The sequence below is a fragment of the Herbaspirillum sp. WTB6 genome, from assembly GCF_057457785.1.
The window spans coordinates 241100-267355 of the sequence record NZ_CP176522.1; the positions used below are offsets into that span (position 1 = coordinate 241100).

At 61.4% G+C, this 26256-nt stretch carries 33 protein-coding genes; 11 read left to right on the forward strand and 22 right to left on the reverse strand.

The window, feature by feature from the left end; all coding sequences use genetic code 11:
- Window positions 1-21 precede the first annotated feature (21 nt).
- The 5 genes from ACK2VC_RS01065 (at window position 22) to ACK2VC_RS01085 (ending at window position 4153) form a co-directional block, all read left to right on the forward strand.
- Entirely contained in the window at window positions 22-225 is a 204-nt protein-coding gene (locus tag ACK2VC_RS01065; RefSeq protein WP_486731751.1) for a dodecin family protein, read from the forward strand.
- Window positions 226-499: 274 nt separating this feature from the next.
- The gene (locus ACK2VC_RS01070) at window positions 500-949 is read left to right on the forward strand and encodes a pyridoxamine 5'-phosphate oxidase family protein (protein WP_486731752.1); all 450 of its coding nucleotides are present in this window, start codon (window positions 500-502) and stop codon (window positions 947-949) included.
- Between the two features lie 22 nt (window positions 950-971).
- Window positions 972-2213, forward strand: a complete 1242-nt coding sequence (locus ACK2VC_RS01075) for an efflux RND transporter periplasmic adaptor subunit (RefSeq protein WP_486731753.1) — start codon at window positions 972-974, stop codon at window positions 2211-2213.
- A gap of 13 nt (window positions 2214-2226) precedes the next feature.
- Complete coding sequence (locus ACK2VC_RS01080) at window positions 2227-3456, forward strand: FtsX-like permease family protein (RefSeq protein ID WP_486731754.1); 1230 nt, start codon at window positions 2227-2229, stop codon at window positions 3454-3456.
- A 1-nt stretch (window position 3457) separates the two neighbouring features.
- Window positions 3458-4153, forward strand: a complete 696-nt coding sequence (locus tag ACK2VC_RS01085) for an ABC transporter ATP-binding protein (protein WP_486733288.1) — start codon at window positions 3458-3460, stop codon at window positions 4151-4153.
- Between the two features lie 24 nt (window positions 4154-4177).
- Here the strand turns inward: ACK2VC_RS01085 and ACK2VC_RS01090 are convergent, their stop codons facing one another.
- Window positions 4178-4615 carry a universal stress protein gene (locus ACK2VC_RS01090; protein WP_486731755.1) on the reverse strand — a complete coding sequence of 146 codons (438 nt, stop codon included), beginning with the start codon at window positions 4613-4615 and terminating at the stop codon, window positions 4178-4180.
- Window positions 4616-5027: 412 nt separating this feature from the next.
- On the opposite strand from ACK2VC_RS01090, the gene ACK2VC_RS01095 reads away from it, so the two are divergent.
- Window positions 5028-5708 (forward strand): c-type cytochrome, encoded by a 681-nt coding sequence (locus ACK2VC_RS01095; RefSeq protein ID WP_486733289.1) that lies wholly within the window; start codon window positions 5028-5030, stop codon window positions 5706-5708.
- 12 nt (window positions 5709-5720) lie between these two features.
- Entirely contained in the window at window positions 5721-7004 is a 1284-nt protein-coding gene (locus ACK2VC_RS01100) for a c-type cytochrome (RefSeq protein ID WP_486731756.1), read from the forward strand.
- 134 nt (window positions 7005-7138) lie between these two features.
- On the opposite strand, the gene ACK2VC_RS01105 is transcribed toward ACK2VC_RS01100, so the two are convergent.
- Window positions 7139-9382: a heavy metal translocating P-type ATPase gene (locus ACK2VC_RS01105; RefSeq protein WP_486731757.1), complete on the reverse strand. Its 2244-nt coding sequence runs from the start codon at window positions 9380-9382 to the stop codon at window positions 7139-7141.
- A 92-nt stretch (window positions 9383-9474) separates the two neighbouring features.
- Between ACK2VC_RS01105 and cadR the strand changes: the two genes are divergently transcribed.
- Window positions 9475-9924 carry a Cd(II)/Pb(II)-responsive transcriptional regulator gene (gene cadR, locus ACK2VC_RS01110; RefSeq protein ID WP_486731758.1) on the forward strand — a complete coding sequence of 150 codons (450 nt, stop codon included), beginning with the start codon at window positions 9475-9477 and terminating at the stop codon, window positions 9922-9924.
- Window positions 9925-9956: 32 nt separating this feature from the next.
- Here cadR and ACK2VC_RS01115 read toward each other — a convergent pair whose 3' ends face one another.
- Together ACK2VC_RS01115 and ACK2VC_RS01120 are read right to left on the reverse strand one after the other, a co-directional pair.
- Window positions 9957-10292 (reverse strand): ElaB/YgaM/YqjD family protein, encoded by a 336-nt coding sequence (locus tag ACK2VC_RS01115; RefSeq protein ID WP_486731759.1) that lies wholly within the window; start codon window positions 10290-10292, stop codon window positions 9957-9959.
- A gap of 83 nt (window positions 10293-10375) precedes the next feature.
- The gene (locus ACK2VC_RS01120) at window positions 10376-10870 is read right to left on the reverse strand and encodes a GlsB/YeaQ/YmgE family stress response membrane protein (protein ID WP_486733290.1); all 495 of its coding nucleotides are present in this window, start codon (window positions 10868-10870) and stop codon (window positions 10376-10378) included.
- A 17-nt stretch (window positions 10871-10887) separates the two neighbouring features.
- Here ACK2VC_RS01120 and ACK2VC_RS01125 point away from each other — a divergent pair, with 17 nt between their 5' ends.
- Window positions 10888-11256, forward strand: a complete 369-nt coding sequence (locus ACK2VC_RS01125) for a hypothetical protein (protein WP_486731760.1) — start codon at window positions 10888-10890, stop codon at window positions 11254-11256.
- Between the two features lie 12 nt (window positions 11257-11268).
- On the opposite strand, the gene ACK2VC_RS01130 is transcribed toward ACK2VC_RS01125, so the two are convergent.
- The 6 genes from ACK2VC_RS01130 to mltG all read right to left on the reverse strand — a co-directional run bounded on the left by ACK2VC_RS01130 (window position 11269) and on the right by mltG (window position 16042).
- Entirely contained in the window at window positions 11269-11955 is a 687-nt protein-coding gene (locus tag ACK2VC_RS01130) for an ankyrin repeat domain-containing protein (RefSeq protein WP_486731761.1), read from the reverse strand.
- Window positions 11945-12751: a TatD family hydrolase gene (locus tag ACK2VC_RS01135; RefSeq protein WP_486731762.1), complete on the reverse strand. Its 807-nt coding sequence runs from the start codon at window positions 12749-12751 to the stop codon at window positions 11945-11947. The genes ACK2VC_RS01130 and ACK2VC_RS01135 overlap by 11 nt, the downstream gene beginning before the upstream one ends.
- Before the next feature lie 168 nt (window positions 12752-12919).
- Window positions 12920-13309 carry a PilZ domain-containing protein gene (locus ACK2VC_RS01140; RefSeq protein ID WP_486733291.1) on the reverse strand — a complete coding sequence of 130 codons (390 nt, stop codon included), beginning with the start codon at window positions 13307-13309 and terminating at the stop codon, window positions 12920-12922.
- Window positions 13309-14349: a DNA polymerase III subunit delta' gene (locus ACK2VC_RS01145; protein ID WP_486731763.1), complete on the reverse strand. Its 1041-nt coding sequence runs from the start codon at window positions 14347-14349 to the stop codon at window positions 13309-13311. Before ACK2VC_RS01145 ends, ACK2VC_RS01140 begins: the two co-directional genes overlap by 1 nt.
- 64 nt (window positions 14350-14413) lie before the next feature.
- Window positions 14414-15019, reverse strand: a complete 606-nt coding sequence (tmk, locus tag ACK2VC_RS01150) for a dTMP kinase (RefSeq protein WP_486731764.1) — start codon at window positions 15017-15019, stop codon at window positions 14414-14416.
- A 39-nt stretch (window positions 15020-15058) separates the two neighbouring features.
- Window positions 15059-16042, reverse strand: coding sequence for an endolytic transglycosylase MltG (gene mltG, locus ACK2VC_RS01155; RefSeq protein WP_486731765.1), 984 nt, complete (start codon window positions 16040-16042; stop codon window positions 15059-15061).
- Between the two features lie 118 nt (window positions 16043-16160).
- On the opposite strand from mltG, the gene ygfZ reads away from it, so the two are divergent.
- Window positions 16161-17240 (forward strand): CAF17-like 4Fe-4S cluster assembly/insertion protein YgfZ, encoded by a 1080-nt coding sequence (gene ygfZ / locus ACK2VC_RS01160; protein ID WP_486731766.1) that lies wholly within the window; start codon window positions 16161-16163, stop codon window positions 17238-17240.
- A gap of 76 nt (window positions 17241-17316) precedes the next feature.
- Here the strand turns inward: ygfZ and ACK2VC_RS01165 are convergent, their stop codons facing one another.
- The gene (locus ACK2VC_RS01165; RefSeq protein WP_486731767.1) at window positions 17317-17481 is read right to left on the reverse strand and encodes a hypothetical protein; all 165 of its coding nucleotides are present in this window, start codon (window positions 17479-17481) and stop codon (window positions 17317-17319) included.
- Here ACK2VC_RS01165 and ACK2VC_RS01170 point away from each other — a divergent pair.
- Window positions 17480-18205, forward strand: coding sequence for an NRDE family protein (locus ACK2VC_RS01170; protein WP_486731768.1), 726 nt, complete (start codon window positions 17480-17482; stop codon window positions 18203-18205). The two genes, ACK2VC_RS01165 and ACK2VC_RS01170, sit on opposite strands and share 2 nt — an antisense overlap.
- Here the strand turns inward: ACK2VC_RS01170 and ACK2VC_RS01175 are convergent.
- The 11 genes from ACK2VC_RS01175 to ccoG form a co-directional block, all read right to left on the reverse strand.
- Window positions 18202-18624 (reverse strand): GNAT family N-acetyltransferase, encoded by a 423-nt coding sequence (locus tag ACK2VC_RS01175; protein ID WP_486731769.1) that lies wholly within the window; start codon window positions 18622-18624, stop codon window positions 18202-18204. The genes ACK2VC_RS01170 and ACK2VC_RS01175 overlap by 4 nt on opposite strands.
- Complete coding sequence (locus ACK2VC_RS01180) at window positions 18621-19058, reverse strand: acyl-CoA thioesterase (RefSeq protein ID WP_486731770.1); 438 nt, start codon at window positions 19056-19058, stop codon at window positions 18621-18623. The genes ACK2VC_RS01175 and ACK2VC_RS01180 overlap by 4 nt, the downstream gene beginning before the upstream one ends.
- 90 nt (window positions 19059-19148) lie before the next feature.
- On the reverse strand, window positions 19149-19490 hold the full coding sequence (locus ACK2VC_RS01185) for a hypothetical protein (protein WP_486731771.1): 342 nt from the start codon (window positions 19488-19490) through the stop codon (window positions 19149-19151).
- Window positions 19491-19644: 154 nt separating this feature from the next.
- On the reverse strand, window positions 19645-20559 hold the full coding sequence (locus ACK2VC_RS01190; protein WP_486731772.1) for an alpha/beta fold hydrolase: 915 nt from the start codon (window positions 20557-20559) through the stop codon (window positions 19645-19647).
- Window positions 20560-20588: 29 nt separating this feature from the next.
- Window positions 20589-21491 carry an SDR family oxidoreductase gene (locus ACK2VC_RS01195; protein WP_486731773.1) on the reverse strand — a complete coding sequence of 301 codons (903 nt, stop codon included), beginning with the start codon at window positions 21489-21491 and terminating at the stop codon, window positions 20589-20591.
- A 38-nt stretch (window positions 21492-21529) separates the two neighbouring features.
- Window positions 21530-22525 (reverse strand): NADP-dependent oxidoreductase, encoded by a 996-nt coding sequence (locus ACK2VC_RS01200; protein WP_486731774.1) that lies wholly within the window; start codon window positions 22523-22525, stop codon window positions 21530-21532.
- A 57-nt stretch (window positions 22526-22582) separates the two neighbouring features.
- Window positions 22583-23026 (reverse strand): PaaI family thioesterase, encoded by a 444-nt coding sequence (locus ACK2VC_RS01205; RefSeq protein ID WP_486731775.1) that lies wholly within the window; start codon window positions 23024-23026, stop codon window positions 22583-22585.
- Window positions 23026-23805, reverse strand: coding sequence for an SDR family oxidoreductase (locus ACK2VC_RS01210; RefSeq protein ID WP_486731776.1), 780 nt, complete (start codon window positions 23803-23805; stop codon window positions 23026-23028). Before ACK2VC_RS01210 ends, ACK2VC_RS01205 begins: the two co-directional genes overlap by 1 nt.
- Window positions 23806-24022: 217 nt before the next feature.
- Window positions 24023-24256: a hypothetical protein gene (locus ACK2VC_RS01215; protein WP_486731777.1), complete on the reverse strand. Its 234-nt coding sequence runs from the start codon at window positions 24254-24256 to the stop codon at window positions 24023-24025.
- Window positions 24257-24272: 16 nt separating this feature from the next.
- Window positions 24273-24821: a FixH family protein gene (locus ACK2VC_RS01220; protein ID WP_486731778.1), complete on the reverse strand. Its 549-nt coding sequence runs from the start codon at window positions 24819-24821 to the stop codon at window positions 24273-24275.
- A gap of 24 nt (window positions 24822-24845) precedes the next feature.
- Entirely contained in the window at window positions 24846-26249 is a 1404-nt protein-coding gene (gene ccoG / locus ACK2VC_RS01225; protein ID WP_486731779.1) for a cytochrome c oxidase accessory protein CcoG, read from the reverse strand.
- Window positions 26250-26256: the final 7 nt, after the last annotated feature.

The window sequence follows — 26256 nt, forward strand, 5'->3', positions numbered from 1 at the left end:
CCCGCGAACCGGAGCGCCATTATGTCAAACGTCCTGAAGGTAATAGAAGTGCTGGCTGAATCGTCAACCAGTTGGGAGGATGCTGCCGCGACCGCGGTCAAGAAGGCATCCGAAACGGTGCACGGCATCAAATCCATCTATATCAAGAATTTCGAAGCGCAGGTGCAGAATAATAAAATTACCAGCTATCGGATTAATGCCAAGGTAACGTTCGCGCTTGATTAGGATTACTGTCAGCAAGCAGTGCGACCCCGCAATTCCCCTTTCCCCAAGGACAAAGCGTGACGTAATTTTTAATCGATTTCACTGTCCAGCAGCGTGCTTCGATGGTTTTTACAGGGCCGAACAATAAATATCCACTCGGTATCATGGGCAAGTATGCCAAATGTCAAAGCCAAACAATTTTTGGCAGCGCACAATCCGTCTTTCTTTCACGGATGCCAGACGTGCGTAACGTGCATATTGCGCGAAACGATAGATGTGGATGAGGAGCGTTACCATGGACCAATTGACCAGGGAATTTTTGCTGAACATCATCGACACGGCAAAAGATCTGACGCTGGCGACGGTCCGGCCTGACGGCTATCCGCAAGCAACGACCGTCAGCTACGCACATGATGGTCTGACGCTCTATGTCGGGGTTGGCAAAGCCAGCCAGAAAGCCGAAAACATTCGCCACAACAATAAGGTATCGCTGACGATCAACACCGACTATCAGGACTGGAATCAGATTAAAGGTTTATCGATGGCAGGCTTGGCCGAGATCGTAACTGATCCCGAAGAAATCAGGCATGCCGCCGACTGCATGGTCAAGCGTTTCCCGCAACTGGCCGAGTGGGCGGAATCCGGGCAGGGGAGCGATGCGGTATTTTTGAAGATTACGCCGCAAGTCATATCCGTACTGGATTACGAAAAGGGATTTGGCCACACCGAGTTGGTAACGGTATAGCGCACCCAAGCTCGCCGTGGCCATGCATGATATCGCTGCTGGTCTGTGGCAGCGACGTGGTCTGGTTGCAGGGATTGCAATCGCGCTGGTGATTGGTCTGTACGGAGCCAGATATATTTTGCTCGGCCCGAGGCTTGCCGTCTATCCGGTTTTGCGCAGTGATCTCGTGCAGAGCATCGTCGCCAGTGGCCGTGTCGAGACGCCGCTACGCGTCAATATCGGTAGCCAGATTACCGGCACGGTGGCGTCCGTTCCGGTTGCGGAAGGCCAGGCGGTGAAAGCCGGGCAGGTACTCGTTGTCCTCGAAGATCGCGAGGCGAAGGCGGCCGTCGAGCAAGCGCGAGCCATGGTCGAACAGGCGCAGGCTCGCCTCAGGCAACTGCGCGAAGTCAGTCTGCCGGCCGCGCAACAGGCCCTGCTCCAAGCCGAAGTCAATCTGAAGAACATCCGGCGCCAGTACGAGCGGACCCAGCAACTTCATACCCAAGGCTTCGTCGGACAGGCACAGCTCGATGATGCCTTGCGCAATCTGGATGTGGCCGAGAGCCAATTGCGCGCTGCGCAGCTACAGGTAGCGACAAACGGTGCACAAGGCAGCGATTATCTGCTGGCGCAGACTGCATTGGATCAGGCGCAGGCGAACTTGGGCATGGCACTGGCAAGACTCGACTACACGACCATCGAAACGCCGCGTGACGGGACTCTCATCGCACGGAATGTTGAACGCGGCGATGTGGTGCAGCCGGGCAAAGTGTTGATGGTGCTGTCGCCGGCCGGCCAGATCCAACTGGTGGTGCAGATCGATGAAAAAAACCTGTCCTTCCTTCATCTTGGGCAAAAGGCGTTTGGCTCCGCCGACGCTTATCCACAGCAGCGATTCGCCGCCGAACTGGCGTATATCAATCCCGCCGTCGATCCGCAACGGGGCTCAGTCGAGGTGAAATTCAATGTTCCCGATGCCCCCGCCTATTTGCGTCAGGATATGACGGTCTCGGTAGATATCGAGGTCGCGCGCCGAAGCAACGCCGTGGTGGTGTCGAATGAAGCGATCCACGACAGCACGGGCAGCGCTCCCTGGGTAATGAAAATCCGTAATGGCCGTGCCAAGCGGCAGTCGGTGAAACTCGGTGTGCGTGGGGCCGGCCAAGTGGAGATCGTAGCCGGCCTGCAGGCGGGCGATCAGGTCCTTTCCGCCACGGTAGCCAACATAAGCGACGGGCAGCGGGTACGCACGGTGCCACTCGACAGCAGCAAGAAACCATGACTCTGTTGCGGCGATGAACAGTCTCCTGCCATTTGAATGGATTGTCGCGATTCGTTTCCTGCGCGAAGGGCGCCTGCAATCAATTTTCATTATTGCGGGAGCGGCAATCGGTGTTGCCGTAATCGTATTCATGTCGGCCTTGCTGGACGGGATGCAAGCGAATCTTTTTCGCAGGGTGTTGAGTTCCCAGCCTCATATCGTGCTGGAACGTCCAAAAGAGATCGCACGTCCGCTACGCACGCCGGCGCCGGGACAATCGATTCTCACCACCGTGCAGACGCCGTCGCAGCGCCTGAGTTCGATCGACCAATGGCAAAAGGTGCGTGACGAGATGCACCGGCGGCCGGAAGTTGTGAGCGTGTCTCCCACGGTGACGGGGCCGGCATTTATCGTACGCGGCGACGCCAGCCAGGCGATTTCCCTGATTGGCATCGATCCGGATCAATACATAAAGATCGTGCCCTTACCCGAAAAGATCGTTGCAGGCACCTTCCGCATGACCAATACCGACATGCTGGTCGGCAAGCAACTGGTGGAGGATCTCGGCGTGCAGCTCGGTGAGAAGCTGCGTGTCGTGACGGCGACCGGAGGCAATCTCACATTGACTATCGTGGGGGTTTTCGACTTGGGCAGCCGCGGCGTGAATCAGCGCAATGTGTATGTCCTGCTGTCCACCGCTCAAAATCTGATTAACTTGATTGGCGGCGTCTCGAGTATCGATTTGACCGTTGATGAACCATTCAATGCCGAGATTATTGCGCAATCGATTGCCAGCGCCACCGGCTTGCAGGCACTGAGCTGGATCAGCACCAACCAACAATTTTTTCTGGGGCTCAACGCCCAGAAGCTGACCAGCCAAATGATTCGCTTGTTCGTCGGTCTTTCCGTGGCGGCGGGGATTGCCAGCGTGCTGGTGGTATCGGTGGTCCAGCGTTCCAAGGAGATCGGCATCTTGCGCGCCATGGGCGGCGCGCGTGGGCAGATCATGCGGGTGTTCCTGATACAAGGTGCGATTGTCGGCCTACTCGGTTCCTTGCTGGGCTCGGCGCTGGCAACCGGCCTGATATTTGCGTGGCGCTTCGTCGCAAAAAACCCAGACGGAACCCCGCTGTTCGCGATTACGATTGATCCGAAATTGTACGTATGGGCAGCGGTCACTGCGACACTGACCGGGCTCGTCGCTGCGGTCATGCCGGCGCTACGTGCCGGCAGGCTTGAACCGGTGGAGGCGATTCGTGGCTGACATTGTCCTTGCCATGGAAGGCATCAAGAAGTCGTACGCAATAGGTACACCCGCCGAAACCGAAGTGTTGCATGGCATCGATCTCTCTCTCCCCAGGGGTGAATTTTCTGCGCTGATTGGCCCCTCCGGGTCGGGCAAGAGCACGCTGCTCAATATCATCGGATTACTTGACCGACCCACCAGCGGCAAGCTGTTCATCGAAGGCAAGGAAACCAGCGCACTGGACGATGCCCAACTAACTCGGCTGCGCGGGCACAGCATCGGCTTCGTTTTTCAATACCACTACCTGATTTCAGCGTTTACCGCACTGGAAAATGTGATGATGCCTTTACTGCTGGAACATGGCCGTCCCAATCAAACGATGCATCAAACTGCATGCAGCCTTTTGGAAAAAGTCGGGTTGGCGCAATGGCAGAACAGCCTGGCGACGAATTTGTCCGGCGGCCAGCAGCAACGGGTGGCAATTGCGCGCGCGCTCGCTCTTGGTCCGCCATTGATCCTGGCCGATGAACCGACCGGCAATCTGGACACCAAGTCCGCCGATGGAGTGTTCGAACTGATGCGTCAGGTGAGCGCGAGCAATGGAACCACTTTCTTGTTTGTTACGCACAACATGAATCTGTCGCGACGCTGCGATCGGATTATCGAACTCGTGGACGGCCGAATCGCTTCCGACAAGCGAGGGAGGAGGGGGTAACTGCGGATTGAGCGGAGATGGGCTTTAACGCACGATCAACACCGGGACCTTGGTCGCGGTGGCCAATACTTTGGTGGCAACCGATCCCATCAGCAAATTCCTGAGCGCTCCCTGTCCATGAGAACCCATGACGATCAGGTCGATGTTGTTATCCACTACATAAACGCCGATTTCCTTAGCGATATCGCCCACTCTATAGGCCGCGACAACCGAAATATTATTGTCGCGCAGCAGTTCTATTGCAGGGGCGAGTATTCTTTCCGCTTCTTCCTTGTAGTAATTGTCGACCACCACCTTGCCGAGGAGCGAACCAGCACGTCCGGCAAGCCCTGGTGGAATCGGCAACTGCACGTTCACAAGATGTAATTCTGGCCCATCCTTGAACCACTCAAAATGTGTGATCAGGAAATTTACCGCCTTGATCGTGTAGTCCGATCCATCTACCGCCAGAAGAATTTTCAAGGTCGCCTCAGATAAAGGGTTGCCAGCGATTGACCGGTCCGAAATGTCCTACTCATCCCGTCACTCGCCAAGCGTAGCAATCAATTTTATCAGTCGTTTGTTCCATATCAAATTCCACACAACAGCCAAACCAAAACACAATTGGACATAATACACATTATGCGAAATTAAATAACACCAAACACACCCTCTTAACTGTGACAAGATTCCGCCGCCCTGCACGGTTTCATTCCACACCCTATGATGCCACTTGCCTGTTCACAAAAACAATTACCGCAAAAGCAATATGCCCGACCTGCAACGCTCGTCTCCAGTACACATCCGTATTTTTGACAAGGACTATTCGCCGGGCGACGAAGGTCGCCCGCAGCCAGGCTGGCTCCGTTTTGGCCGGCGGGCGGCAAAGGTCGGGATGGCAGCCGCCGCGCTTTGTTTAGGCTGGTTGATCACGACGGCATCGGCGCAGACATTGCCCGACACCATTGCGCAGCGTACGGTCGCCTGCACTGCATGTCACGGCAAGGAAGGCCGTGCCGCCAGCGACGGTTTTTACCCGCGCATCGCCGGCAAGCCGGCAGGTTATCTGTATAACCAGCTAGTGAATTTTCGCGAAGGGCGGCGCCGCTATCCGTTGATGATCTATCTGGTCGACCATCTGTCGGACGCCTATCTGCACGAAATGGCGGATTATTTTTCGACGCTGCAGCCGCCCTACCCACCGCCACAGCCGTCCTCGGCCAGCGCGGCGGTACTGGAGCGCGGGCGGCAACTGGTTCATTCTGGTGATCCCACAAAAAAAGTGCCGGCCTGCATCGCCTGTCATGGCCAGGCGCTGACCGGAGTGCTTCCTTCGATTCCGGGGCTGCTCGGCCTACCGCGCGATTATCTGAACGCGCAATTCGGCGCATGGAAAAACGGTTCGCGGCACGCCGCTGCGCCGGATTGCATGGCGCAGATCGTGTCCCGGTTATCCGATGACGACATCAGCGCCGCTGCCGCCTGGCTGGCGGCGCAAACCATGCCGGCGATCACGGCGCCGGCTTCCAGCATCAAGGACAAGCTGCCGCTCGCATGCGGCAGCTTTCCGCAATAATCGGAACCGTCGATGAAACGCATTCTTTTCGCGCTTGCAGCGCTGCTGGTGTTGGCGGCGGCAGTCGTTTTCGGGCTGCAGTATCTCCCGGACGGCGATGGCCAGAGCCACCCGGCGACCGGCCCGGCTACCGACCCGGCCGGGCAAATCACGCGCGGCGCCTATCTGGCGCGTGCCGGCGATTGCATGGCATGCCATACCGCGCGCGGCGGCGCCGAGTATGCCGGCGGCCGGCAGATCGCGACGCCGTTCGGCAATTTCTTTTCGCCGAACATCACACCGGATGCGGCGACCGGCATCGGTAACTGGAATGCCGACGACTTCTGGCGCGCGCTGCACAACGGCAAATCAAGAAACGGCCAGTTGCTGTATCCGGCCTTTCCATACCCGAATTACACGAAGATCACACGCGCCGACGCCGACGCCATGTATGCGTATTTCAAGACGCTGCCGGCGATCAATCAGCCTAACCGCCCGCACGATTTGCGCTTTCCGTATAACCAGCGGCCGCTGCTGGCGGTATGGCGCGCGCTGTATTTCCGCCCTGGCGTATATCAGCCGGACACCGGCCAGAGCCTCGAGTGGAACCGCGGCGCCTATCTGGTGCAGGGGCTGGGACATTGCAACGCCTGCCACGCCGATCGCAACGTGCTGGGCGCGACGCGAAACGGCCTCGATCTGGCGGGCGGCCTGATTCCGATCCTGAACTGGTATGCGCCGCCGCTCGCCGCCAACGCGTCCGGAGCCGATGCCTGGAGCCGGCAGGAATTGGCGGATTTGCTGAAAACCGGCATTTCCGCGCGCGGCACGGCGTCCGGTCCGATGGCCGAGGTGGTGCGCGCCAGCCTGCAATATCTGTCCGATGCCGACATTGGTGCCATGGCTGCTTATCTGAAATCGTTGCCGCCCGCCGGCGCAGCGGCGGCCGTGAAGATCACGACGGAAGCGCAGCAGGACCCGCTGCTGAAACTGGGCGCCAAGCTGTATGAACGGCATTGCGTCGATTGCCACCAGGCCGCCGGCACGGGCATTGCACCCGCCTACCCGCCCTTGGCCGGCAATCGGGCGCTGGCGATGGCCTCGCCGGTCAACTCGATCCGGATGGTGCTGAATGGCGGCTATCCGCCCAGTACCGGCGGCAATCCGCGCCCATACGGAATGCCGCCGTTCGGGCCGATGCTGGACGACGCCGAAGTCGCGGCCGTGGTGTCCTATATCCGCCACGCCTGGGGTAATGCAGCCGCGCCGGTAACGGCCGCTGACGTCAGGCGCTATCGCGCAGTGCCGGTGGATTGAGCCAGCCGAGGTCTTGGCTCATGCATATACTCCACCGGATTGCCGCTTTTTCCGCCCGAAAATAGTATGAATTGTCGCCATACTCACACTATCTTTGGGGTGGCTTCGGAATTGGAAAGCCGAATGGAGAAGGCTCAGGCGCCGGCCACCGAATGCCTTGCCTCGCGCATGGGCCGTATACCCTCGGCGGCCGGCGGGGCGCCACGCAGCAGCCGCAGGCCGTTGAACACCACCAGCAGACTCGCCCCCATGTCGGCGAACACCGCCATCCAGAGCGTCGCCATGCCGAACAAGGCCAGCAGCAGGAAGATCGTTTTGATGCCCAGCGCCAGCGCGATGTTTTGCTTGAGCACGACCGCGGTGCGGCGGCTCAGGCGAATGAAGGCCGGCAATTTGCGCAGATCGTCATTCATCAGCGCCACGTCGGCGGTTTCCAGCGCGGTATCGCTGCCGGCGGCACCCATCGCGAAGCCGATGCTGGCCTGCGCCAGCGCCGGCGCGTCGTTGATGCCGTCGCCGGCCATGCCGACCGTACCGTACTGCGCCAGCAATTCCTGGATCGCCGTCAGCTTGTCCTCCGGCAGCAGTTCGCCGCGCGCATCGTCGATCCCAACCTGCTCGGCAATCGTGCGCGCGGTCAGCACATTGTCGCCGGTCAGCATCACGGTACGCACGCCCAGCGCATGCAGTTCGGCGATCGCCTGCCGGCTGCCGACGCGCACGGTATCGGCCACGCCAATCACCGCCAGCGGTGCAAACTCGTCGCACAGCACGACCGCCGTCTTGCCCTGCGCCTCGATCCGGCCCAGCGCCGCGTCGGTGGCGGCGTTGCAGATGCCGAGCTGCTCCACCAGCCGGTGATTGCCAAGGTAATAGCGGCGCCCCGCCACTTCTCCCTGCACACCGCGCCCGATCAGCGCCTCAAAGCCGCTGACTGCCGGCGCATCAGCCCTGCCCTGCGCCTGCCAATGGGCGTTGATTGCCAGCGACACCGGGTGGTCGGAGCGCGCGGTCAGTGCCGCTGCCAACCGCAAGCCTTGCGCCGCATCGGCCGCCAGCGGCACGATATCGGTCAGCAACGGCCGGCCATGCGTGAGGGTGCCGGTCTTATCCAGTGCCAGTACGCGAATGTCCTTACCCTGCTCCAGATACACGCCGCCCTTGATCAGTATGCCGCGCCCGGCTGCCGCTGCCAGCGCGCTGACGATGGTGACCGGAGTCGACACCACCAGCGCGCACGGGCAGGCGATCACCAGCAGCACCAGTGCCTGATAAAAAGCCTCGCTCCAGGCAAGGCCAAACGCCAGCGGCGTCACCAACGCCACACCCAGCGCCAGCAACAGCACGAGCGGCGTATACATCCGCGCGAAGCGGTCGACAAAGCGCTGGGTCGGCGCGCGCCTGCTTTGCGCCTGCTCCACCGCATGGATGATGCGCGCCAGCGTCGAATCGCTGGCGGCGGCGGTGACGCGGTATTCGAACGAGCCAGCCTGGTTGATGCTGCCGGCGAACACCGGGTCGCCCACGGTTTTCTCTATCGGCAGGCTTTCGCCGGTAAGCGGCGCCTGGTTCAGCGTCGATTGGCCGGCGGTCAGCACGCCGTCCAGCGCCACCCGTTCGCCGGGCGCGACGCGCGCCAGCGCTCCCGGCGTGACGACGCCGACCGCCACCGCGCGCCAGGCGCCATCCGGCTGCAGCACGGTGGCTTGCGACGGCGCCAACGCCATCAAACCCTCGATCGCATGCCGCGCGCGCTGCAGCGAATGCGCTTCGATCTTTTCCGCCAGCGTAAACAGCACCATCACCATTGCCGCTTCCGGCCATTGGCCAAGCACCAGCGCGCCGGTGACGGCGACCGTCATCAACGCATTGATGTTCAGGTTGCGGTTTTTCAGTGCGATCCAGCCCTTGCGGTAGGTACCGGCGCTGCTCGCGCCAAGCGCCAGCAGCGCCAGTCCGATCACCGGCCAGGAACCTTCATCACCTAGCGTCCAGGCCAGGATTTCCGCCAGCAGCGCGGCACCGGTAGCGATGCCGAGCCGCCACCACTGGCGGCGCGGCCGTGTCGGCGCGGCCGCCGGTGCGCTGGCGTCCGCCAGCACCGTCGCTTGCATATCCAGCGCCCGCAGCGCTGCATGGATCGGCGCCGCGTCAGGCAGCGTGTGGGCGACGCGCAACTGGCGCTGCAGCAGGTTGAAATCGAGCTGGACGATCCCTGCCATCGACGCCAGCCGGTTGCGAATCAGCGATTCTTCGGTCGGGCAGTCCATGTTCTCGATTCGCAGCAACAACTGCTGCGCTCCCGTCATCGGCTGGTTCAACCCGCAGGATGCCAGCGGCGGCGCGGCGCAGCAGTGGTCGTCATGGTGATGGTTCATTGCAACTCCTTGTATCGGCTATAGTCGTATTAAAGACCCTGTAGCAAGTACAGAGTCAACCGCTATTTCCGGAAAACCAAGGAGCCGCAAAGATGGATCGTTTGAAGATAGGCGAACTGGCCAAGCGCACCGGCTGCCTGGTGGAAACCATTCGCTATTACGAACGCGAGGGCTTGTTGCCGGTGCCGCCGCGCTCAGAGGGAAACTATCGGTTGTACGACGACGCGCACGTCGAGCGGCTGCAGTTCATCCGCCATTGCCGCGCGCTCGACATGACTCTGGGCGAAATTCGCAGCCTGCTGAAATTCGGCGACGAGCCCGAAGCAAACTGCGGCGAGATCAACCTGCTGCTCGACAAGCACATCGAACACGTCGCCGACCGCATTCAGGAATTGACAATGCTACAAGCCCAACTGCAGCAGCTACGCGCAACCTGCCACCAGGCGCAGGCGGTCAGGGACTGCGGAATCCTGCAAGGCCTGGCGCAACCTGAGCACGAAGCGCCGCGCAAGCTTGGCAGTCATGGCGGCGGCTGTCATTGAATGCAACCCGCTTTGCCCGGCGGCGACCACCGCTAGCGCCGCAGCAGGAGGCTCACCAGGAAACCGCCCGCCGCCGCGATCGCCAGCGCCGTTACCGGCTTTTCGCGCACATAAGTGCGACAATCTTCGGTCAGCTTTTGCTGCAGATCCTTCAGTTGCGCGCCCTTTGCGTCCAATGTGTGGCCGGCCTGGGTGGCGGCGCTGGCCAGGCGGTCCACTGCCTGATGCGCACCGACTGTCAGTCGCTCCACACCCGGATGCAGCGCTCCGGCTACCCGCTCGATTTTTTCATGCGCGCTGGTACTAGCTTGATCGACGGTTCTCTCGAGGCCCTGCCCGTTCGGCCCGGAGATGGAGGTGTCATTCATCGCGTTTGTACTCCACTCGAAAAAAATATGGGATTGCGGGTCCGCTCAACGCGAACCCGGCTCATTTTGCTGCCAACAACTGCCTAGCGCGGGCTGCCGCGACGGAACAGATTAACGATCGCCAGCAACACCACGGCCCCGAGGAACGAGGCCAGCAAAGCGCCAAGACTGAAATCGTTCTGGTTGATGGTGCCGGTGCCAAGCAAGGGGGCGATGATCCAGCCACTCAGCAATGCTCCGATCACGCCGACCACGACGTTCATGATCAAGCCTTGCTGAGCATCGGTTTTCATCACCAAACTCGCCAGCCAGCCGATAATGCCCCCAACCACGATCCATATGATGAAATTCATTTTTCCTCCTGGGAGTGAAGTGGAACAGCCCGGTTGCAATCCAACGCCAATGTCGTCGGCAGCCTTGTTATAGGAATAAGAAAAAATGCTTAAGTTCCATCCCGGCGCGGCGCCCGAAATTTGCAGTACCCAGTCGAGTACGATATTCTTGCCTGATGCATTCCCGTTGCCGTCCGGAATGAAGTCGTGATCCTGGAAGCACGTGCGAGTGCCGTGCAGCACCACCAGCAAGGCGGAAATTGATGGAACACATCCCGTTTGAAAAGGTATCGCTACCGGAGGCCAAGGCCGTCCTGGACGCCGACAAGCCCAAGGCCGAGGTGAACTGGACGCAGTTTCGCCGCCCCGAAAATCCGAAGAGCATGGTGCTGACCGATCATGCGGTCAGATGGCTGTTCAGCCTGCCGCGCGAACTGCTGCCGAAGACGCTGGCGCGGGAATACCCGCGCATCATCAACCACATTGCCGACCGCTGGGAGACGCCGCCGGCCTGTGTGAAATACCTGGATGAACTGCTGATCGACGAGCGCGGCACGCGCCAGGGGTTTTCCCGGAAAATCGTGTTTGAACTGAACCGGATCAAGCTTCACCTGGCGCCGCTCGAGGAATGAGCGGCCGAGCGCCTACAGTTTGCCGGCTTTTTTCAGCCGATAAGTCAGGCCATCGACGATATCCTGCTTGCCATGCTGCCGGGCAAAGTCGATCGCCGTCATTCCCAGGTCGTTTTTCAGAGTCGCATCGGCGCCCTCGTCCAGCAGCAGCTTGACGGTCAGGATGTGCCCGTCGCGCGCCGCCATCATGATTGGCGTGGTCTTGTTCGGCGATTCGGCATCGATGTAGGCGTGCTGCTCCAGCAGCAAGCGGACGATCTCATTGTTGCCGACCGCAGCCGCATAGTGCAGCGCGGTCCAGCCGGTCTGGTTCACCTGCGCCTCGCGCGCCAGCAAGGCTTCGACCGCCGGCTTGTTACCGGTAAAGGCGGCCATCATTAGTGCCGTATCGCCGTTATTCGCGCGTGCGTCCAGATCGATGTCGCGCGCGTTCAGCAGCAGGTGGAACACTTTCATCGCCTTTTCGCGCAGCGCCACGATCAAGCCGTTTTCGCCACGCACCTGCTCCACCGTATTCGGGTCCATACCGCGCTGCAACAACGAACGCACCGCCGCGACATCGTCGAACCGTACCGCCTTGAAATAATCATCGTAAGCGGCGGCGCCGGCGAGTCGTGGCGCGAGGCCAGCCGCGCACAGCGCCGCAGCACCCAGCAGGAAACGCCGGCGCGGCGGAAAAGTCGACGACTTATTTCTCATGTTTAACATCCGATTCCTGCCGTACGATCTTGAATAAATTGAAAAAATTATTGGTCGTGTGGCACGCGATCTGGTCCAGAGAAACGCCTTTCAGTTGCGCTAGGAATTCCGCCACGTGCTTCACCAATCCCGGCTCGTTGATTTTGCCCCGATGCGGTACCGGCGCCAGATAGGGTGAATCGGTTTCGATCAGCATGCGCTCCAGCGGTACGGCGCGCGCCACCGCCTGCAACTCACGCGCGCTCTTGAAGGTGACGATGCCGGAAAACGAAATATAAAATCCCATGTCCATTGCCGCCTCGGCCACCTGCAACGACTCGGTGAAGCAATGCATGACGCCGCCCGCGCCGCCGGCGTCGGTACCGGCGCCCTCTTCGCGCATGATGCGGATCGTGTCTTCCGCCGCGGCGCGGGTGTGAATGATTAGCGGCTTGCCGGTTACGCGCGAGGCGCGGATATGGGTGCGAAAGCGTTCGCGCTGCCACTCCAGGTCGCCTTGCAGGCGGAAATAATCAAGCCCGGTCTCGCCAATCGCAACGATCTTCGGATGCTGCGACAGGCGCACCAACTCGGCCACCGTCGGCTCCGGCGTATCTTCGTAGTCAGGATGAACCCCGACCGAGGCATAGATGTTCGGATATTTTTCCGCCAACTCAAGCACTTGCGGAAAATCCGGCAAATCGCAGGCGACGCACAGCGCATGGCTGACCTGGTTTTGCGCCATCTTGTCGAGAATGGCCGGCAGGCGCGCGGCCAGATCGGGGAAATTGATGTGGCAATGAGAATCGATATACATGGTGTGGATTGTACGCGTTTGCCCCCGGCGCTCGGCGCAGCCTCCGGGCCGCCGCCAGCCGACTTTGTATTTTTCGGGAGTATATCGAAATTTAAACCAGTAGCCGCCATAAACAGGGCGGATTTTAAAATACTATAGCCGGTATTTACGGCAGGCAGGCATGGCGACTCACAAGGTATGCGTGGGGCGGCTGGAGCCGAGCGCGGTGCCGAGGATTTCCTCGATCCTCGTCTTGACGCGGTGGCCGCTGTCGTCGTCGGGAAAATGCACGCCGATGCCCTGGATCTTGTTGTTGTTGGCGCCGGCCGGGGTGATCCAGGCAACCTTGCCGGCAATCGGATACTTGCCCGGATCGTCCATCAGGGAGAGGATCAAATAAATTTCGTCACCCAACTGGTACTGCTTGTTGGTCGGCACAAACAGCCCGCCATGCATCAGGAAAGGCATGTAGGCCGAATGCAGTCCGGATTTTTCCTTGATTGCCAGCGACAGCACCGAGGGCCGCACCCCGGCTGCATGGCCGGCGGCGGGGCTGGATGCATTGGAAAGATCGGTCATCATGCTCCTTCAGGAAATAGCGTGGCGTATTCGAGCAACATGTCTTCGAGGAACAGGCGCGGCGCCAGCGGGTGGCCGGCGATCGCGCCGCGCTCGCCGGCGCTCTTCAGAACCCGCAGCAAGGCGCCGGTTTCGGCCCGGCCGGCGAGCGCCGCCAGTTCCTTGCGGTAGCGCGGATAGTAGCGAATCACGCCAGCCATCTTCATCGAAAGCAGATCATACAACCAACGCTGCAGCCAGGCGACCGGCTCCGCCAGTGGCGTTTTTTGCAGCGCTTCGGCGGTCTTCAGGGCGTCCTCGGTCGCGGGTCGCGCCAGTTGACGCAGAAATCCATCCAGCATGTCGCACTCGCCCCCGACCGCGGCCAGCGCCGCCAGCGGCGCACCGCCCTGCTCGGCCAGCCAGACTTCGGCCTCGGCGACGTTCTGCTGCTGCAGCCAGGACAAGGCCTGCTGCCGGCTCGGCAAGCCCAGCGCAAACTTGCGGCAACGCGACAGGATGGTCGGCAACAGGCGGTCCGGATTGTGCGTCACCAGCAGGAACACCGTGCCGGGCGGCGGCTCTTCCAGGGTTTTCAGCAAGGCATTCGCGGCCGGCGCGTTCAGCGCTTCGGCCGGATACAGCAGGACCACGCGCAAGCCGTGCCGATGGGTCGAGAGATTCATGAAATCGGCCAGTTCGCGAATCTGATCGATACGGATTTCCTTTGACGGCGCCCTGTTTGCCTTGGCGCCTTTCCTGGCGCCGTCGTCGCCGTCTTCGGCATCCTCGGCGCGCGCCGTTTCCAGCGCCTCCGGTCGCACGCAGCGAAAATCCGGATGGTTGGCCTGGGCAAACCAACCGCAGGAAGCGCACTCGCCGCAAGCCTGGCCATCGGCGGCGCGTGCATCGCACAGCAGCGCTTGCGCGAAGCGCTCGGCAAAGAGGGTTTTGCCGACTCCCTCGGCGCCGTGAAACAGGATCGCGTGCGGCAGCCGCGCCGCCAGTTGCTGCAGTTGCCGCCAGCTATCAATTTGCCAGGGAAAAATCGAATTATTCATGAAATTCAGATGCTTAGATCCGACATTTAAAGCAAAATATAACTATTAATAATATTATTTATATTCAAATGCTTGCGATGATATTCTCAAGTTCTTTCTGAACTTCGGTAACGGGCCGGGTAGCATCGATTACCCGGAAACGACCCGCGAATTCCGCCGCGCGGCGCAGATATTCAGTGCGCGTGGCGGCAAAGAATTCAGCCCGCTCCTGCTCGAACTTGTCGGGCGCGCGGCTGGCAGCGAGGCGCGCGCGCGCCACTTCCAGCGGCACGTCGAACAACAGCGTCAAGTCCGGCTGCAGGTGCGGATGCACCCATTGCTCCAGCGCCTCCAGCTTGCCGCGCGCCAGTTTGCGGCCGCCGCCCTGGTAGGCGAAGCTGGCATCGGTGAAGCGATCCGAGATCACCCAGTCGCCGCGCGCCAGCGCCGGTTCGATCACCTGCGCCAAATGCTCGCGGCGGGCGGCGAACATCAGCAGCGCCTCGGTCTCCAGATGCATTTCCTGATGCAGCAGCAACTCGCGCAAGCGTTCGCCCAGGACGGTGCCGCCCGGTTCGCGCGTGGTGACGACGGTGATGCCGCGCGCGCGCAGCAGATTGGCGACGAATTCGATGTGGGTCGATTTGCCGGCGCCATCGATGCCTTCAAAAGTGATGAATTTACCTGTCAACGCAAGCCTTTCCGGATGATGCGGCAGCACGAGCCGTGCTCATCGCTGGTATTTGTTGACGGCGGAGTTGTGCTCGCCGAGATTGCTGGAAAAATGACTGCTGCCATCGCCGCGCGCAACGAAATACAGCGCGTCGGTCTTGGCCGGATGCAGCGCCGCCGCCAGCGAGGCGGCACCGGGCAAGGCGATCGGCGTCGGCGGCATGCCGCGCCGGGTGTAGGTATTGTAGGGGGTATCGGTTTCCAGGTCGCGCTTGCGGATATTGCCCTGGTAGCGCTCGCCCATGCCATAGATCACGGTCGGATCGGTTTGCAGCAGCATGCCGATTTTCAGGCGATTGATGAAGACGCCGGCGATCAGGTCGCGCTCGGCTTTCTGGCCAGTTTCCTTTTCCACGATCGAGGCCATGATCAGCGCTTCGTACGGCGTCTTGTACGGCAAGCCGGCGTCGCGCCCGGCCCAGGCTTCGTTCAGGCGCTTCTGCAGCAGCGCGTAAGCCTGTTTGTAGATCTGCAAGTCGCTGGCGCCCTTCGCGAACAGATAGGTATCGGGAAAAAACAGCCCTTCCGGGGCACTGTAATCGGTGGTGATTTTTGCCATCAGCTCGCTGTCCGACCAGGCAACGGTGTCGTGTTTCAAGGCCGGATGCTGCGCCACGGCCTGGCGCATCTGCTTGAAACTCCAGCCTTCGATGATGACCAGCGCCTCCTGCGCGAACTCGCCGCGCTCCAGTTGGCGCAGCAATTCCTGCGGCGTCACCCCCGGTTTCAGTTCATAGCTGCCGGCCTTGATGCGGGAACTCATGCCGCTGAGCCTGGCCAGCAACACCAGCATGGTGGGATTGAGCGGCACGCCGGCATCGACCAGCTGCTGCGCGCTGCTGCCGAGGCTGCTGCCCGGCTGGATCGTAAATGGCAGCGGCGCCTGGCCGTCGCCGAGGATGGGGTGGTGCGCCCAGAAGGCCGCGGCAAGCGCTGCCGAGACCAGCAAAACCACACAGTAGGCAAACAGTTTCTTTAGCAAGTTCGGACCCGGAGCTGGTTTCCACGCATCATCCGACGCGTTTTTCTGGCATCACTATAATCAACCCGTAATGATAATGGCTGGCGCACGCTCTGCCCTACTTTATATGACGGACACGATGAATCAATGGTTGCAGTTTTTGACCCAGCAAGGGGCGCTGTTTGGCGCGGATCCGGATGCCGACGCCAGCCCGGACGTGCTGCGTTTTGGGGGCGCGGACAATACGGACAGCACAACAATCGACCACGATTTCTTTGCGCCGCTCAACCACCTCGGCCTGATTGCGGCCACTGGCGACGAAGCGGCCCATTTCCTGCACAATCAGTTGACCAACGATGTCGAGCACCTCGGCACCGCCGAGGCGCGGCTGGCCGGCTACTGCACGCCCAAGGGGCGGCTGCTGGCGACGCTGCTGATCTGGCGCTCGGGCGAGTCCATCCTGCTGCAAGTGCCGCGCCCGCTGCTGGCGCCGCTGCAAAAACGATTGCAGATGTTCGTGTTGCGCGCCAAGGTCAAGCTGACCGACGCCAGTGAACGGCACGTAGCCCTAGGCCTGGCTGGCGCCGAGGCCGATGCGGCATTGCGCAACTGGTTCCCGCAGTTGCCGGATGTTCCCTATGCGTTGGCACAGTCCGCTGCCGGCACCTTGATCCGCCTCGCCGATGTAGCCGAGCGACCGCGCTATCAGTGGATCACCGACGCCCAGCGCGCGCGCGAAGCCTGGCCACTGCTGGCCAGGCACCTGGCGCCGGCCGGAGCGCCCGCCTGGCGCCTGACCGAGATCCAGGCCGGCGTGCCACAAATCACGCCTGCGACGCAGGAGCAGTTCGTGCCGCAGATGATCAACTACGAAGCGATCGGCGGCGTCAGCTTCAGGAAAGGCTGTTATCCCGGGCAGGAAATCGTGGCGCGCAGCCAGTATCTGGGAAAACTCAAGCGCCGCATGCTGCCGGCTTCGGTCGCGAGCCTGGAGGCGCGGGCCGGAATGGAAGTGTTTTCCAGCACCGACCCAAGTCAGCCGTGCGGCATGATCGTCAACGCCGAGCACAGCACGGCACAACGGATGGAGTGCCTGGTCGAGCTGAAGCTGGCGGCGCTGGAGAACGGTTCGATTCATCTGGGTGGCGCCGACGGTCCGCGACTGGCGATCGGCACCTTGCCGTATGCGCTGCCGGAACCGGCGGCGGCCGCGCGCTGATTCCGGCACATCGCCTACGTTATGACATACTGACCGTTGTATTTTTTAATGTAGCATATTTTTGTAGCGAAAAAACCTAGTTTAAAGACATACTCCCAGTGAATGCTTGTTTGCCGAAGCCGGGGAAGAATGTCAGCAATGCCTGACCACAGGCGCGAGCCGGCATCCAGACGGCCAGCGCATCGATACCCGTTGATGGAGGATGGACGTCGTATGGATTATTTTCCGGATTGCGCATCATGTGTCTGATCGTCTTCGCCTGGCAGGTGGTGCCCGGCATGCCGCTGGTGGCGGCGGCCAATCGCGATGAATTTTACGAGCGCCCGAGCCAGCCGGCGGGCTGGTGGGATGATCATCCGCAGGTGTATGGCGGCCGCGATCTGCGCGGCGGCGGCAGTTGGATGGGCATCACGCGCGGTGGCCGCTTTGCGGCCCTCACCAATGTCCGGGCGCCGGCCAGGCAGCGAGCCGAGGCGCCGTCGCGCGGAGCGCTGGTGGCCGATTACCTGATCGGCAACGCTTCGGCGCAGGACTATGTGGCCATGCTGCGCAAGCGTGGCGATGCCTATAACGGCTTCAACCTGATCGTCGGCGACCGCGACACCCTGCTCTGGTTTTCCAATGCCGGCAACGGCGATGCCCGCAACGGCCAGCCGCTACCGCGCGGCATCTACGGGCTGTCCAACGATTCGCTGGATACGCCGTGGCCCAAGGTGGTCCGGACCAAGGCGCAGTTTGCCAGTCTGTTGTGCCAGGGCGCGCCGGCCGATGCCTATTTTGAAATGTTGACTGACACCACCCAGGCCGGCGACTGCCGCTTGCCGGCGACCGGTGTCAGCCTCGAACTGGAGCGCGTGCTATCGGCGGTTTGCATCGAATCGCCGACCTATGGCACGCGCTCGTCGACCCTGGTGCAACTGTATGCCGATCGGGCGCCGGTACTGCGCGAGCGCATCGTGCGCTAAAACCGGTGCTGCATCGGCACATGCAGAATGCCGACCTCGGTAAACTCCCCGCCGCAGCGCACAAAACCGAAACGCCGATAGAATCCCTCGACCGCAACCTGGGCGCGCAGCTGCACCGTGCGGTCACCGCGCTGCCTGGCGCGCTCCATCAGCGCCTGCAGAATCGCGGCGCCCACGCCACCGCCGCGCAGCTCCATCAGAACCGCCATGCGGCCGATGTGGCCATCCGGCAGCAGGCGCCCGGTGCCGATTGGCGCTCCATCCTCGTTGCGGGCGACCGCATGCAGGCTGAGCGCATCCATCTCGTCGGCTTCCTCTTCAAGCGGAACCTTCTGTTCGTGCACGAATACCTGCACCCGCACCGCCAGCGCGGCCGCGCGCTGTTGCTGCCAATTGCCCAGGGTAAGCTGGAATTTCATTGCACCGCCGGCGCCAGCCGTTCGAACCCGTTGATGCGCTCGCGCCAGGCGTCCGGCAACGGCACTCCCTTGCGGATCGTGGTATCGGCGTAGACGTACAGCAGTTCGCCGCTGATCAGATGCTCGTCGCCGCGATGAATCTCCAGCACGAAGCGGACCGACGAGCGCCCGAAGCCGGCACAGCGCACGCCGATCTCGAGTTCGTCATCGAAACGCGCCGGCGCCAGGTAATCGATGCTGGCCTTACGCGCAAACATTTCCTGCCCCTGCCGCGCCTGTTCCTGCACATTGGTCAGGCCCAAGGCGCGCCAGTATTCGGTAAACGCGACATCGAAATAAGTCAGGTAGTGGCCATTGAAAACGATCGCCTGCATGTCGACTTCGGCCCAGCGTACGCGCAACGGATGGAAAAAGGCAAAATCTTCTCGAGCCATGAGCAAACGATGGAATGATGGAAAACCGTCATTATCCGGTAAAGTGCTGGCGGCGGCGAGGTGCCAACCACACGCGGCGCCCCCGGGCCGTCAGTGGGTTTTGGCCGGGATCGGATTGACCTGATGGTCGACCTTGGCTGGCGCCAGATCGGGGGCCGATTTGATGCGCGGATAGCCGGAGGACACCGAAAGCGGGTCGCTAGCGGGAAAAGTGAATTCAAGCGCATCGTCGAGCAGGGTTTCCTTCACCATTTCGCCGGCGCTGAGTCCGGCATGACTCTCCAGTTCAGCCACCGGATCGCTGGCGGGGAAGGTCTCTTCCAGCGCCTCGTCCAGCACTTGTTCTTCATGCAGTGCGGCATCGATTGCCGGCGGTGGATTGGTTGGCGCGACGGGCGCCGGGCGCGCTGCTGCTTTCCTGCTAGCTGGCATGGAAACCTCCTTCTGCCTGATGAACGAAAACGAGGCGCTTGCCGACACCCCGACGGCGAATGGGCGAAGACCTGCAGAAACGCCCTTACTGTCGGTAAGAAGCGTCAGCCCCGCAAAAGTTCGCCCGGCCAGCGACCGAGAGCATCACGCCTGCCTATTCCGGCCTGTCCGCCTTGGCCAGAAAACCGCGAATCAGTTGGTTGATACGCTGCGGTTGCTCATGGATTACCCAATGGCTGCCATCGGGGATACGCACGATTTGCAGATCGGGAACCAGTTGCTCCAGTCCATCCAGCAGGCTGGCCGGCAGTGCGACGTCGCGCTCGCCCCAGATGACGCGGGTCGGCACCGTGACGCGAAAATCCGCCGGATTCAGATCCAGCTTCAACGGCCCGGCATGGTTTTCGGTGGGCGGATGCAACGGCGAGGCCCGATAGTAGTTGACGCCGCCGCGCAAGCCGCGCGCCCAGGAAGCGTGATAACGGGCCCGGATTTCGTTGGTAAACCAGGTCGCCGGCGGCTGGCCCATGCCGCCAAAGAAGCCATCCATCAATGCGAAATCGTTTTTCGCCAGCGCGGCTTCCGAGCCTTCCGCGCGCAGCCAGTTCATGTATTGGCTGGCCGCCTTCTGCTGCGGATCGGTCGCCAGCGCGCGCATGAACAGGTAGGGATGCGGGGAATTGATGATGATCAGTTGCCGCAGCAGTTGCGGCCACGCGATCGCCAGGTTCCAGGCGATCGCCCCGCCCCAGTCATGCGCTACCAGCACGAATTTCTCATAGCCCAGATGCGCCGCCAGCAAGCGCAGGTCGTCGACGATATGGCGCGCCTTGTAGGCCGCCAGATCGGCCGGCATGTCAGACAGGTTGAAGCCACGCAGATCGGGCGCCACCGCGAAATGATCGGCGCCAAACTCGGCCAGTTGCTCCTGCCACTCGTACCAGAATTCCGGAAAGCCATGCACGAACAGCAGCAGCAGCCTTCCCTGCGCGCCCGCACTGGCGTAATGCAGGCGCGTCCCGTTGGCCAGCGTTGCAAATTGATCGCTTTGAATCGCAGCAGTACCCATCGCCACTCCTTTCGATCGAAGTGACCCTGTCAGCCCTTGAGCTTCTCGCGCAGCATCTGGCGCACCTGCGGGGTCGCCGCATAGGGATCGCTTGGATTGCGTTGCTGCACGATGTCTTCCATCCGGGTTTGCACGTTGCCGAGCGCGCCCGGATGCGAAAAGATGTAAAACTGCCCGTTGCCGATGGCCTCGAAGGTCGATTCGGCAACCTGCTGCGCCGTCACCTTGCCGGACGACACCGCCTTGTCCGACATCGCTTGCGCCGCCAGTTGGCTGGTGGTCGGCTTGGTCGCGTTCTGGACATCGCCGGGCCGGTTGCGGTGCGACTGGCTGATGCCGGTCGGCACGAAATACGGGCACAGCACCGAGGCGCCAATCGGCGCTTCCACCAGCTGCAGATCGTGATACAGCGTTTCCGACAGCGACACCACCGCATGCTTGGAGACGTTGTAGACGCCCATCGTCGGCGCGTTCAAAAGCCCCGCCATCGATGCCGTATTGACGATATGCCCCTGGTACGATGGGTCCTTTTTCGCGCACTCCAGCATCAGCGGCGTGAAGATCCGCACGCCGTGAATCACGCCCCACAGGTTGACGCCCAGCACCCACTCCCAGTCGGCTTCGGTGTTTTCCCAAAGCAGCCCGCCGGAGCCGACGCCGGCGTTGTTGAACACCAGATGCACCGCGCCGAAGCGAAGCATGGCGGCATCCGCCAGCGCCTGCACCTCGGCCGCGCGGCGCACGTCGCAGCGCATCGCCAGCACTTGTGCGCCCTGCGCTTCCAGCTCGGCCTTGACGCGCTCCAGCGCATCCTGCTGGACGTCGGCCAGCACCAGCTTCATGCCGAGCCGGGCGCCGATCCTGGCAAATTCATGACCGAAGCCGCTGGCGCCGCCCGTAATGACCGCGACCTTGCCTTGAAACTCTTTCATATCGTCCCCTGAACTTTTTGTTGGAATGCCGCGTGCGTCTAGATCAGCTTGACCAGTTGCTTGCCGAAATTCCTGCCCTTGAGCAGGCCAATGAAGGCTTCCGGCGCCGCCTCCAGGCCCTGCGCCACCGATTCGCGGAATTTCAGCTTGCCGCCGGCCACCGCCATGCCGAGTTCCTTCAAGCCTTGCGGCCACAAGTCCATATGTTCGGAGATGATGAAGCCGCGCATCGAGAGCCGCATCGCCAGGAACGCGCGCACGTTGTTGATCGGCGCCGGCTGGCCGTCGTAGCCGGAGATCAGGCCGCACAGCGCGATGCGTCCGAACGGGTTCATGCGCGCCAGCGCCGCATCGAACACCTTGCCGCCGACGTTTTCGAAGACGGCATCGACGCCGTCCGGCGTCGCTGCCGCCAGATCGGCCTCCAGGTTGCCCGCCTTGTAATCGACGCAGGCATCGAAGCCGAGTTCGTTCACCACATACGCGCATTTGTCCGCACCGCCGGCGATGCCGACCGCACGGCAGCCGCGCTGTCTCGCCAGTTGACCGACCACGCTGCCGACCGCGCCGCTGGCCGCCGACACCACGATGGTTTCACCCGGCTTCGGCTGCATGATCTGCGTCAGTCCGTACCAGGCGGTCATGCCCGGCATGCCGACCGCACCCAGATAGGCCGATAGCGGAATATGCGTGGTATCCACCTTGCGCAGCAACGTGCCGTCGGAGACGCCCATTTCCGACCAGCCGAGCATGCCAACCACCTGGTCGCCGACCGTGAATTTCGGGTCTCTCGATTCGACGATCTCGCCCACCGTGCCGCCGATCATCACCTCGCCCAGCGCCTGCGGCGCCGCATAGCTCTTGGCGTCGTCCATGCGCATGCGCATGTAGGGATCGAGCGAGAGGAAATGATTGCGCACCAGCACCTGGCCATCGGCCAAGGCCGGCACCGGTACGGTTTCCAGCCGGAAGTTGGACGGCTGAACTTCGCCCTGAGGGCGGGATGCGAGTACCAAGCGCTGATAGGTTTTCATTGGATTCTGACTCCTGAGAAAAAATTGCGTGAGTGGAGAAGAAGTGTGGCGTTCGACTTAGCCATTCTCCAATTTCTTGGCAACGTCGAGGCGCTTCAAAAATTTGAAGGTGCCCATCGCCTTGGCCACCAGGCGCTCGCCATTCCAGACCTCGCCTTCGCAAAAACACATGGTTGTGCTGCGGTGATAAGCGTGGCCCTTGGCGACGATGCGCTCGCCGATGCTCCCGCCCGGCTGCAGGAAGCTGGTCTTCATTTCGATTGTGACGCTACCGCGGGCATTTCGATCCAGCGAGCGACCGGCCATGGCCATCACCACGTCCAGCAAGGTCATCATGATGCCGCCGTGCGCCACCTGCCAGCTATTCATGTGGCGCGGCTGCAGGTCGAGCGCCACTTGGGCACGGCCGTCAGCCATGCCAAGGAATTCGACGCCGAGGTCGTGCAGGAACGGAATATCGGGCGCAAACGGCTGCCCCGCCTCGGTGGCCACGAAACCCATCAGACCGCCGAGACGCCGCCATCCACCGCCAGGATCTGGCCGGTGATGTGCTTGCCGGCATCGGATGCAAACAGCAGCGCCGCGCCTTTCAAGTCTTCGTCATCGCCGATGCGCTGCAGCGGCGCGGCGCGCGCCATCTCATCCCTGCCGAGCTTGTCCAGCAGGCCTTTGGTCATCTTCGATGGGAAAAAACCGGGGGCGACGGCATTCACGGTAATCCCGTAACGGCCCCATTCCCCGGCCAGCGTGCGGGTGAAATTGACGACCGCTCCCTTCGAGGTGTTGTAGGCGATCGTCTGCATTTCCTTCGGATTGCCAGCCAGACCGGCGATCGAGGCGACGTTGATGATACGGCCATACTGGCGCGGAATCATCGACTGCTTGCCGACTGCCTGCGACAGCAGGAAGATGCTGCGTACATTCAGGTTCATCACCTTGTCCCAGGCTTCGAGCGGATGGTCTTCCGCTGGCGCGCCCCAGGTGGCGCCGGCATTGTTGACCAGGATGTCGATGTGGCCGAGCCGTTTCATGGCTTCCGCCACCAGCGGTGCCACCGATGTTTCTTGCGACAGGTCGGCAGCGATCGCGCTGGCTTCGATGCCGCGCTGCCTCAGATGTGCGACCGCTTCGTCGAGGTCGCTCTGCTTGCGTGAAGACAGCACCAGCCTCGCGCCCTGCTCGCCCAGCGCTTCCGCGATTTGCAGGCCGAGCCCGCGCGAGCCACCGGTCACCAACGCGGTCTTTCCGGTCAAGTCGAATAGTTGTTGAGTGGTGCGCATGGCGTCTCCAGAAGTTGTCGATAGTTGCAGGAATGGCCTATTTTAAAACGAACGTTCGTAAATTTGTTGGCGTACCCAATTTTCGATTATTCGCGATCTGTTTGGAAATCTGTATGGAAAACAGCCGGGGAAAGAATTTGGCCGCACGCAGGACGGCGCCCCCGCACGCAAGGAGCAAGCGCGAAATCTGCTTGGGAAGGGGAGCCGGCGCCGGCCGTCAGCCCTCGGCGGGCGTCGCCACCAGGTACCAGGTGAGCAAACTGGAGAGTGCGGTCAACGCCCAGAAGCAAAAAAAACCGATGCTATAGACTGCGGCTGCGGTCAGTTCGAGTCCTTCGTACGCCACTGGCAATTCGTCCGGAACGAAGAGCGAGAAAAAGCAGCCTTCGGCGACGATTGCAGCCAGAAAGGACGGCCACAATATCGCCATTGTTTTTTGCAGCATCCGCATGTCTCCATTGATTTATTCATTCTGCGGCCGGCGCATCGGCCTGAACTTGTAGTTGTTTTTCCTGCGGCCAGGCCCAGTTTCCGCTCAGCCGCCAGTTGCGCTCCTGATCTTCCACCTGCACTTGCCAATGGCCGATCTGCAGCAATGGTAGCGTAATTTGAAAGCGTCCGGCACGATCCGTGTGTGCGATGAAATTCATGTCGCTTTGCGGCAGCGTCGGATGAATCAGCAGCAGGCGGATATTCTGGCTGGCGATATCGGCCGTCGATGTCAGCCTGCCATTCAGCTTCCCCTGCGCAGCATCGTAAGCGAGGTCCAATTGCATGTGGTTGCGCGCGGCCAGCGCATCGCGCCGCAGATCCTGGTTGATGGCCTTGCCCTGCTTGTAATAGTCATCCACCACCAGCGCATCCTGGTGCGAAAACGCGAGCCAGATGGTGACCGCGCCGGCCACGACCACTGCCACCGGGCCCAGCATCAAAAACCATGGCCAGCGATGGCGGTACCACGGCTTGTCCGGCGCGCCGGCGATACCGGCTTTACCTCTCAAAGTGCTGATCTGCATGCTTGTTCCTGGTTCTCGGATTGCTCAATTGCGCGGCACGAAAAATACTGCCTTCTCTTCCACCTGCACGTGTTCGTCGTCGAGCGATTTGAGTTTGAATTCAATCTTATTTGACCCCGGGCGGCCCATGCCGGACGCGACCCGCACCCGCACCGGCAATGCACGCGCATCGGTGGCCTGAAGTTCGACTTCGTCCGGGGTCGCCAGTTCGATGGTGTCGATGCCGGACACCGAAATCCGGTAGCGATGCGGCGCCTCGTCGGTATTCATGATCTGCAGCCGATAGACGTTCTCGATCATGCCGTCCTCGACCTCGCGCCCAAGCGCGCCGCGGTCGCGGATGACATCGAGCTTCAACGGCGTGCGCGTCAGCAGGGTGCCGAAGAAGGCGGCCACGATCAGGGCCAGCACGGCGCTGTAGATCAGCACCCGCGGGCGCAGCGCGCGGCGCCAGATCTGGCTCTTGCTCATGCGGTTTTTCAAGCCGTTTTCGGTTGAATAGCGGATCAACCCGCGCGGGAAACCGACCTTGTCCATCACCGAATCACAGGCGTCGATGCAGGCGGCGCAGCCGATGCATTCGTACTGCAGGCCGTCGCGGATGTCGATCCCGGTCGGACATACCTGCACGCACAGCGAGCAGTCGATGCAGTCGCCCAGCGCCGCAGTCGCGTTGTCCACCTTCTTGCTGCGCGCACCACGTGGTTCGCCGCGTTGCGTGTCGTAGGAAATGATCAGCGTGTCCTTGTCGAACATCGAACTCTGGAAGCGCGCGTACGGGCACATGTACTTGCACACCTGCTCGCGCATCCAGCCGGCGTTGCCATAGGTGGCGAAGCCGTAGAACAGGATCCAGAACAATTGCCACGGCCCGAGCGCCGCCATCATGGTTTCGCGCAGCAGCGTCTGCAGCGGCGTGAAGTAGGCGACGAAGGTGAAGCCGGTCCACAGCGAAACGGCAATCCAGGCGCCATGCTTGGCGCTCTTCTTGGCCAGCTTGGAAACCGACCACGGCTGCTTGTCGAGGCGCATGCGGGCGCTGCGCTCGCCCTCGATCTTGCGTTCGATCCACATGAAAATTTCGGTGTACACCGTTTGCGGACAGGCGAAGCCGCACCAGACACGGCCCGCAACCGCGGTAAACAGGAATAGCGCATAGGCGCAGATGATCAGCAAGACCGCCAGATAGATGAAGTCCTGCGGCCACAGCACGATGCCGAACAGATAAAACTTGCGCGCGCCGAGATCGAACAGAACGGCCTGGCGGTCATTCCATGACAGCCACGGCAGGCCGTAGAACACCAGTTGCGTCAGCCAGACACAGACCCAGCGCCAATTGGCATAGAGCCCGCGCGCCTCGCGCGGATAAATTTCCTCGCGCTTGGCGTACATCTTGATTACCTTGACTTCTGGGTCGCGCTTGCTCATTGACGTC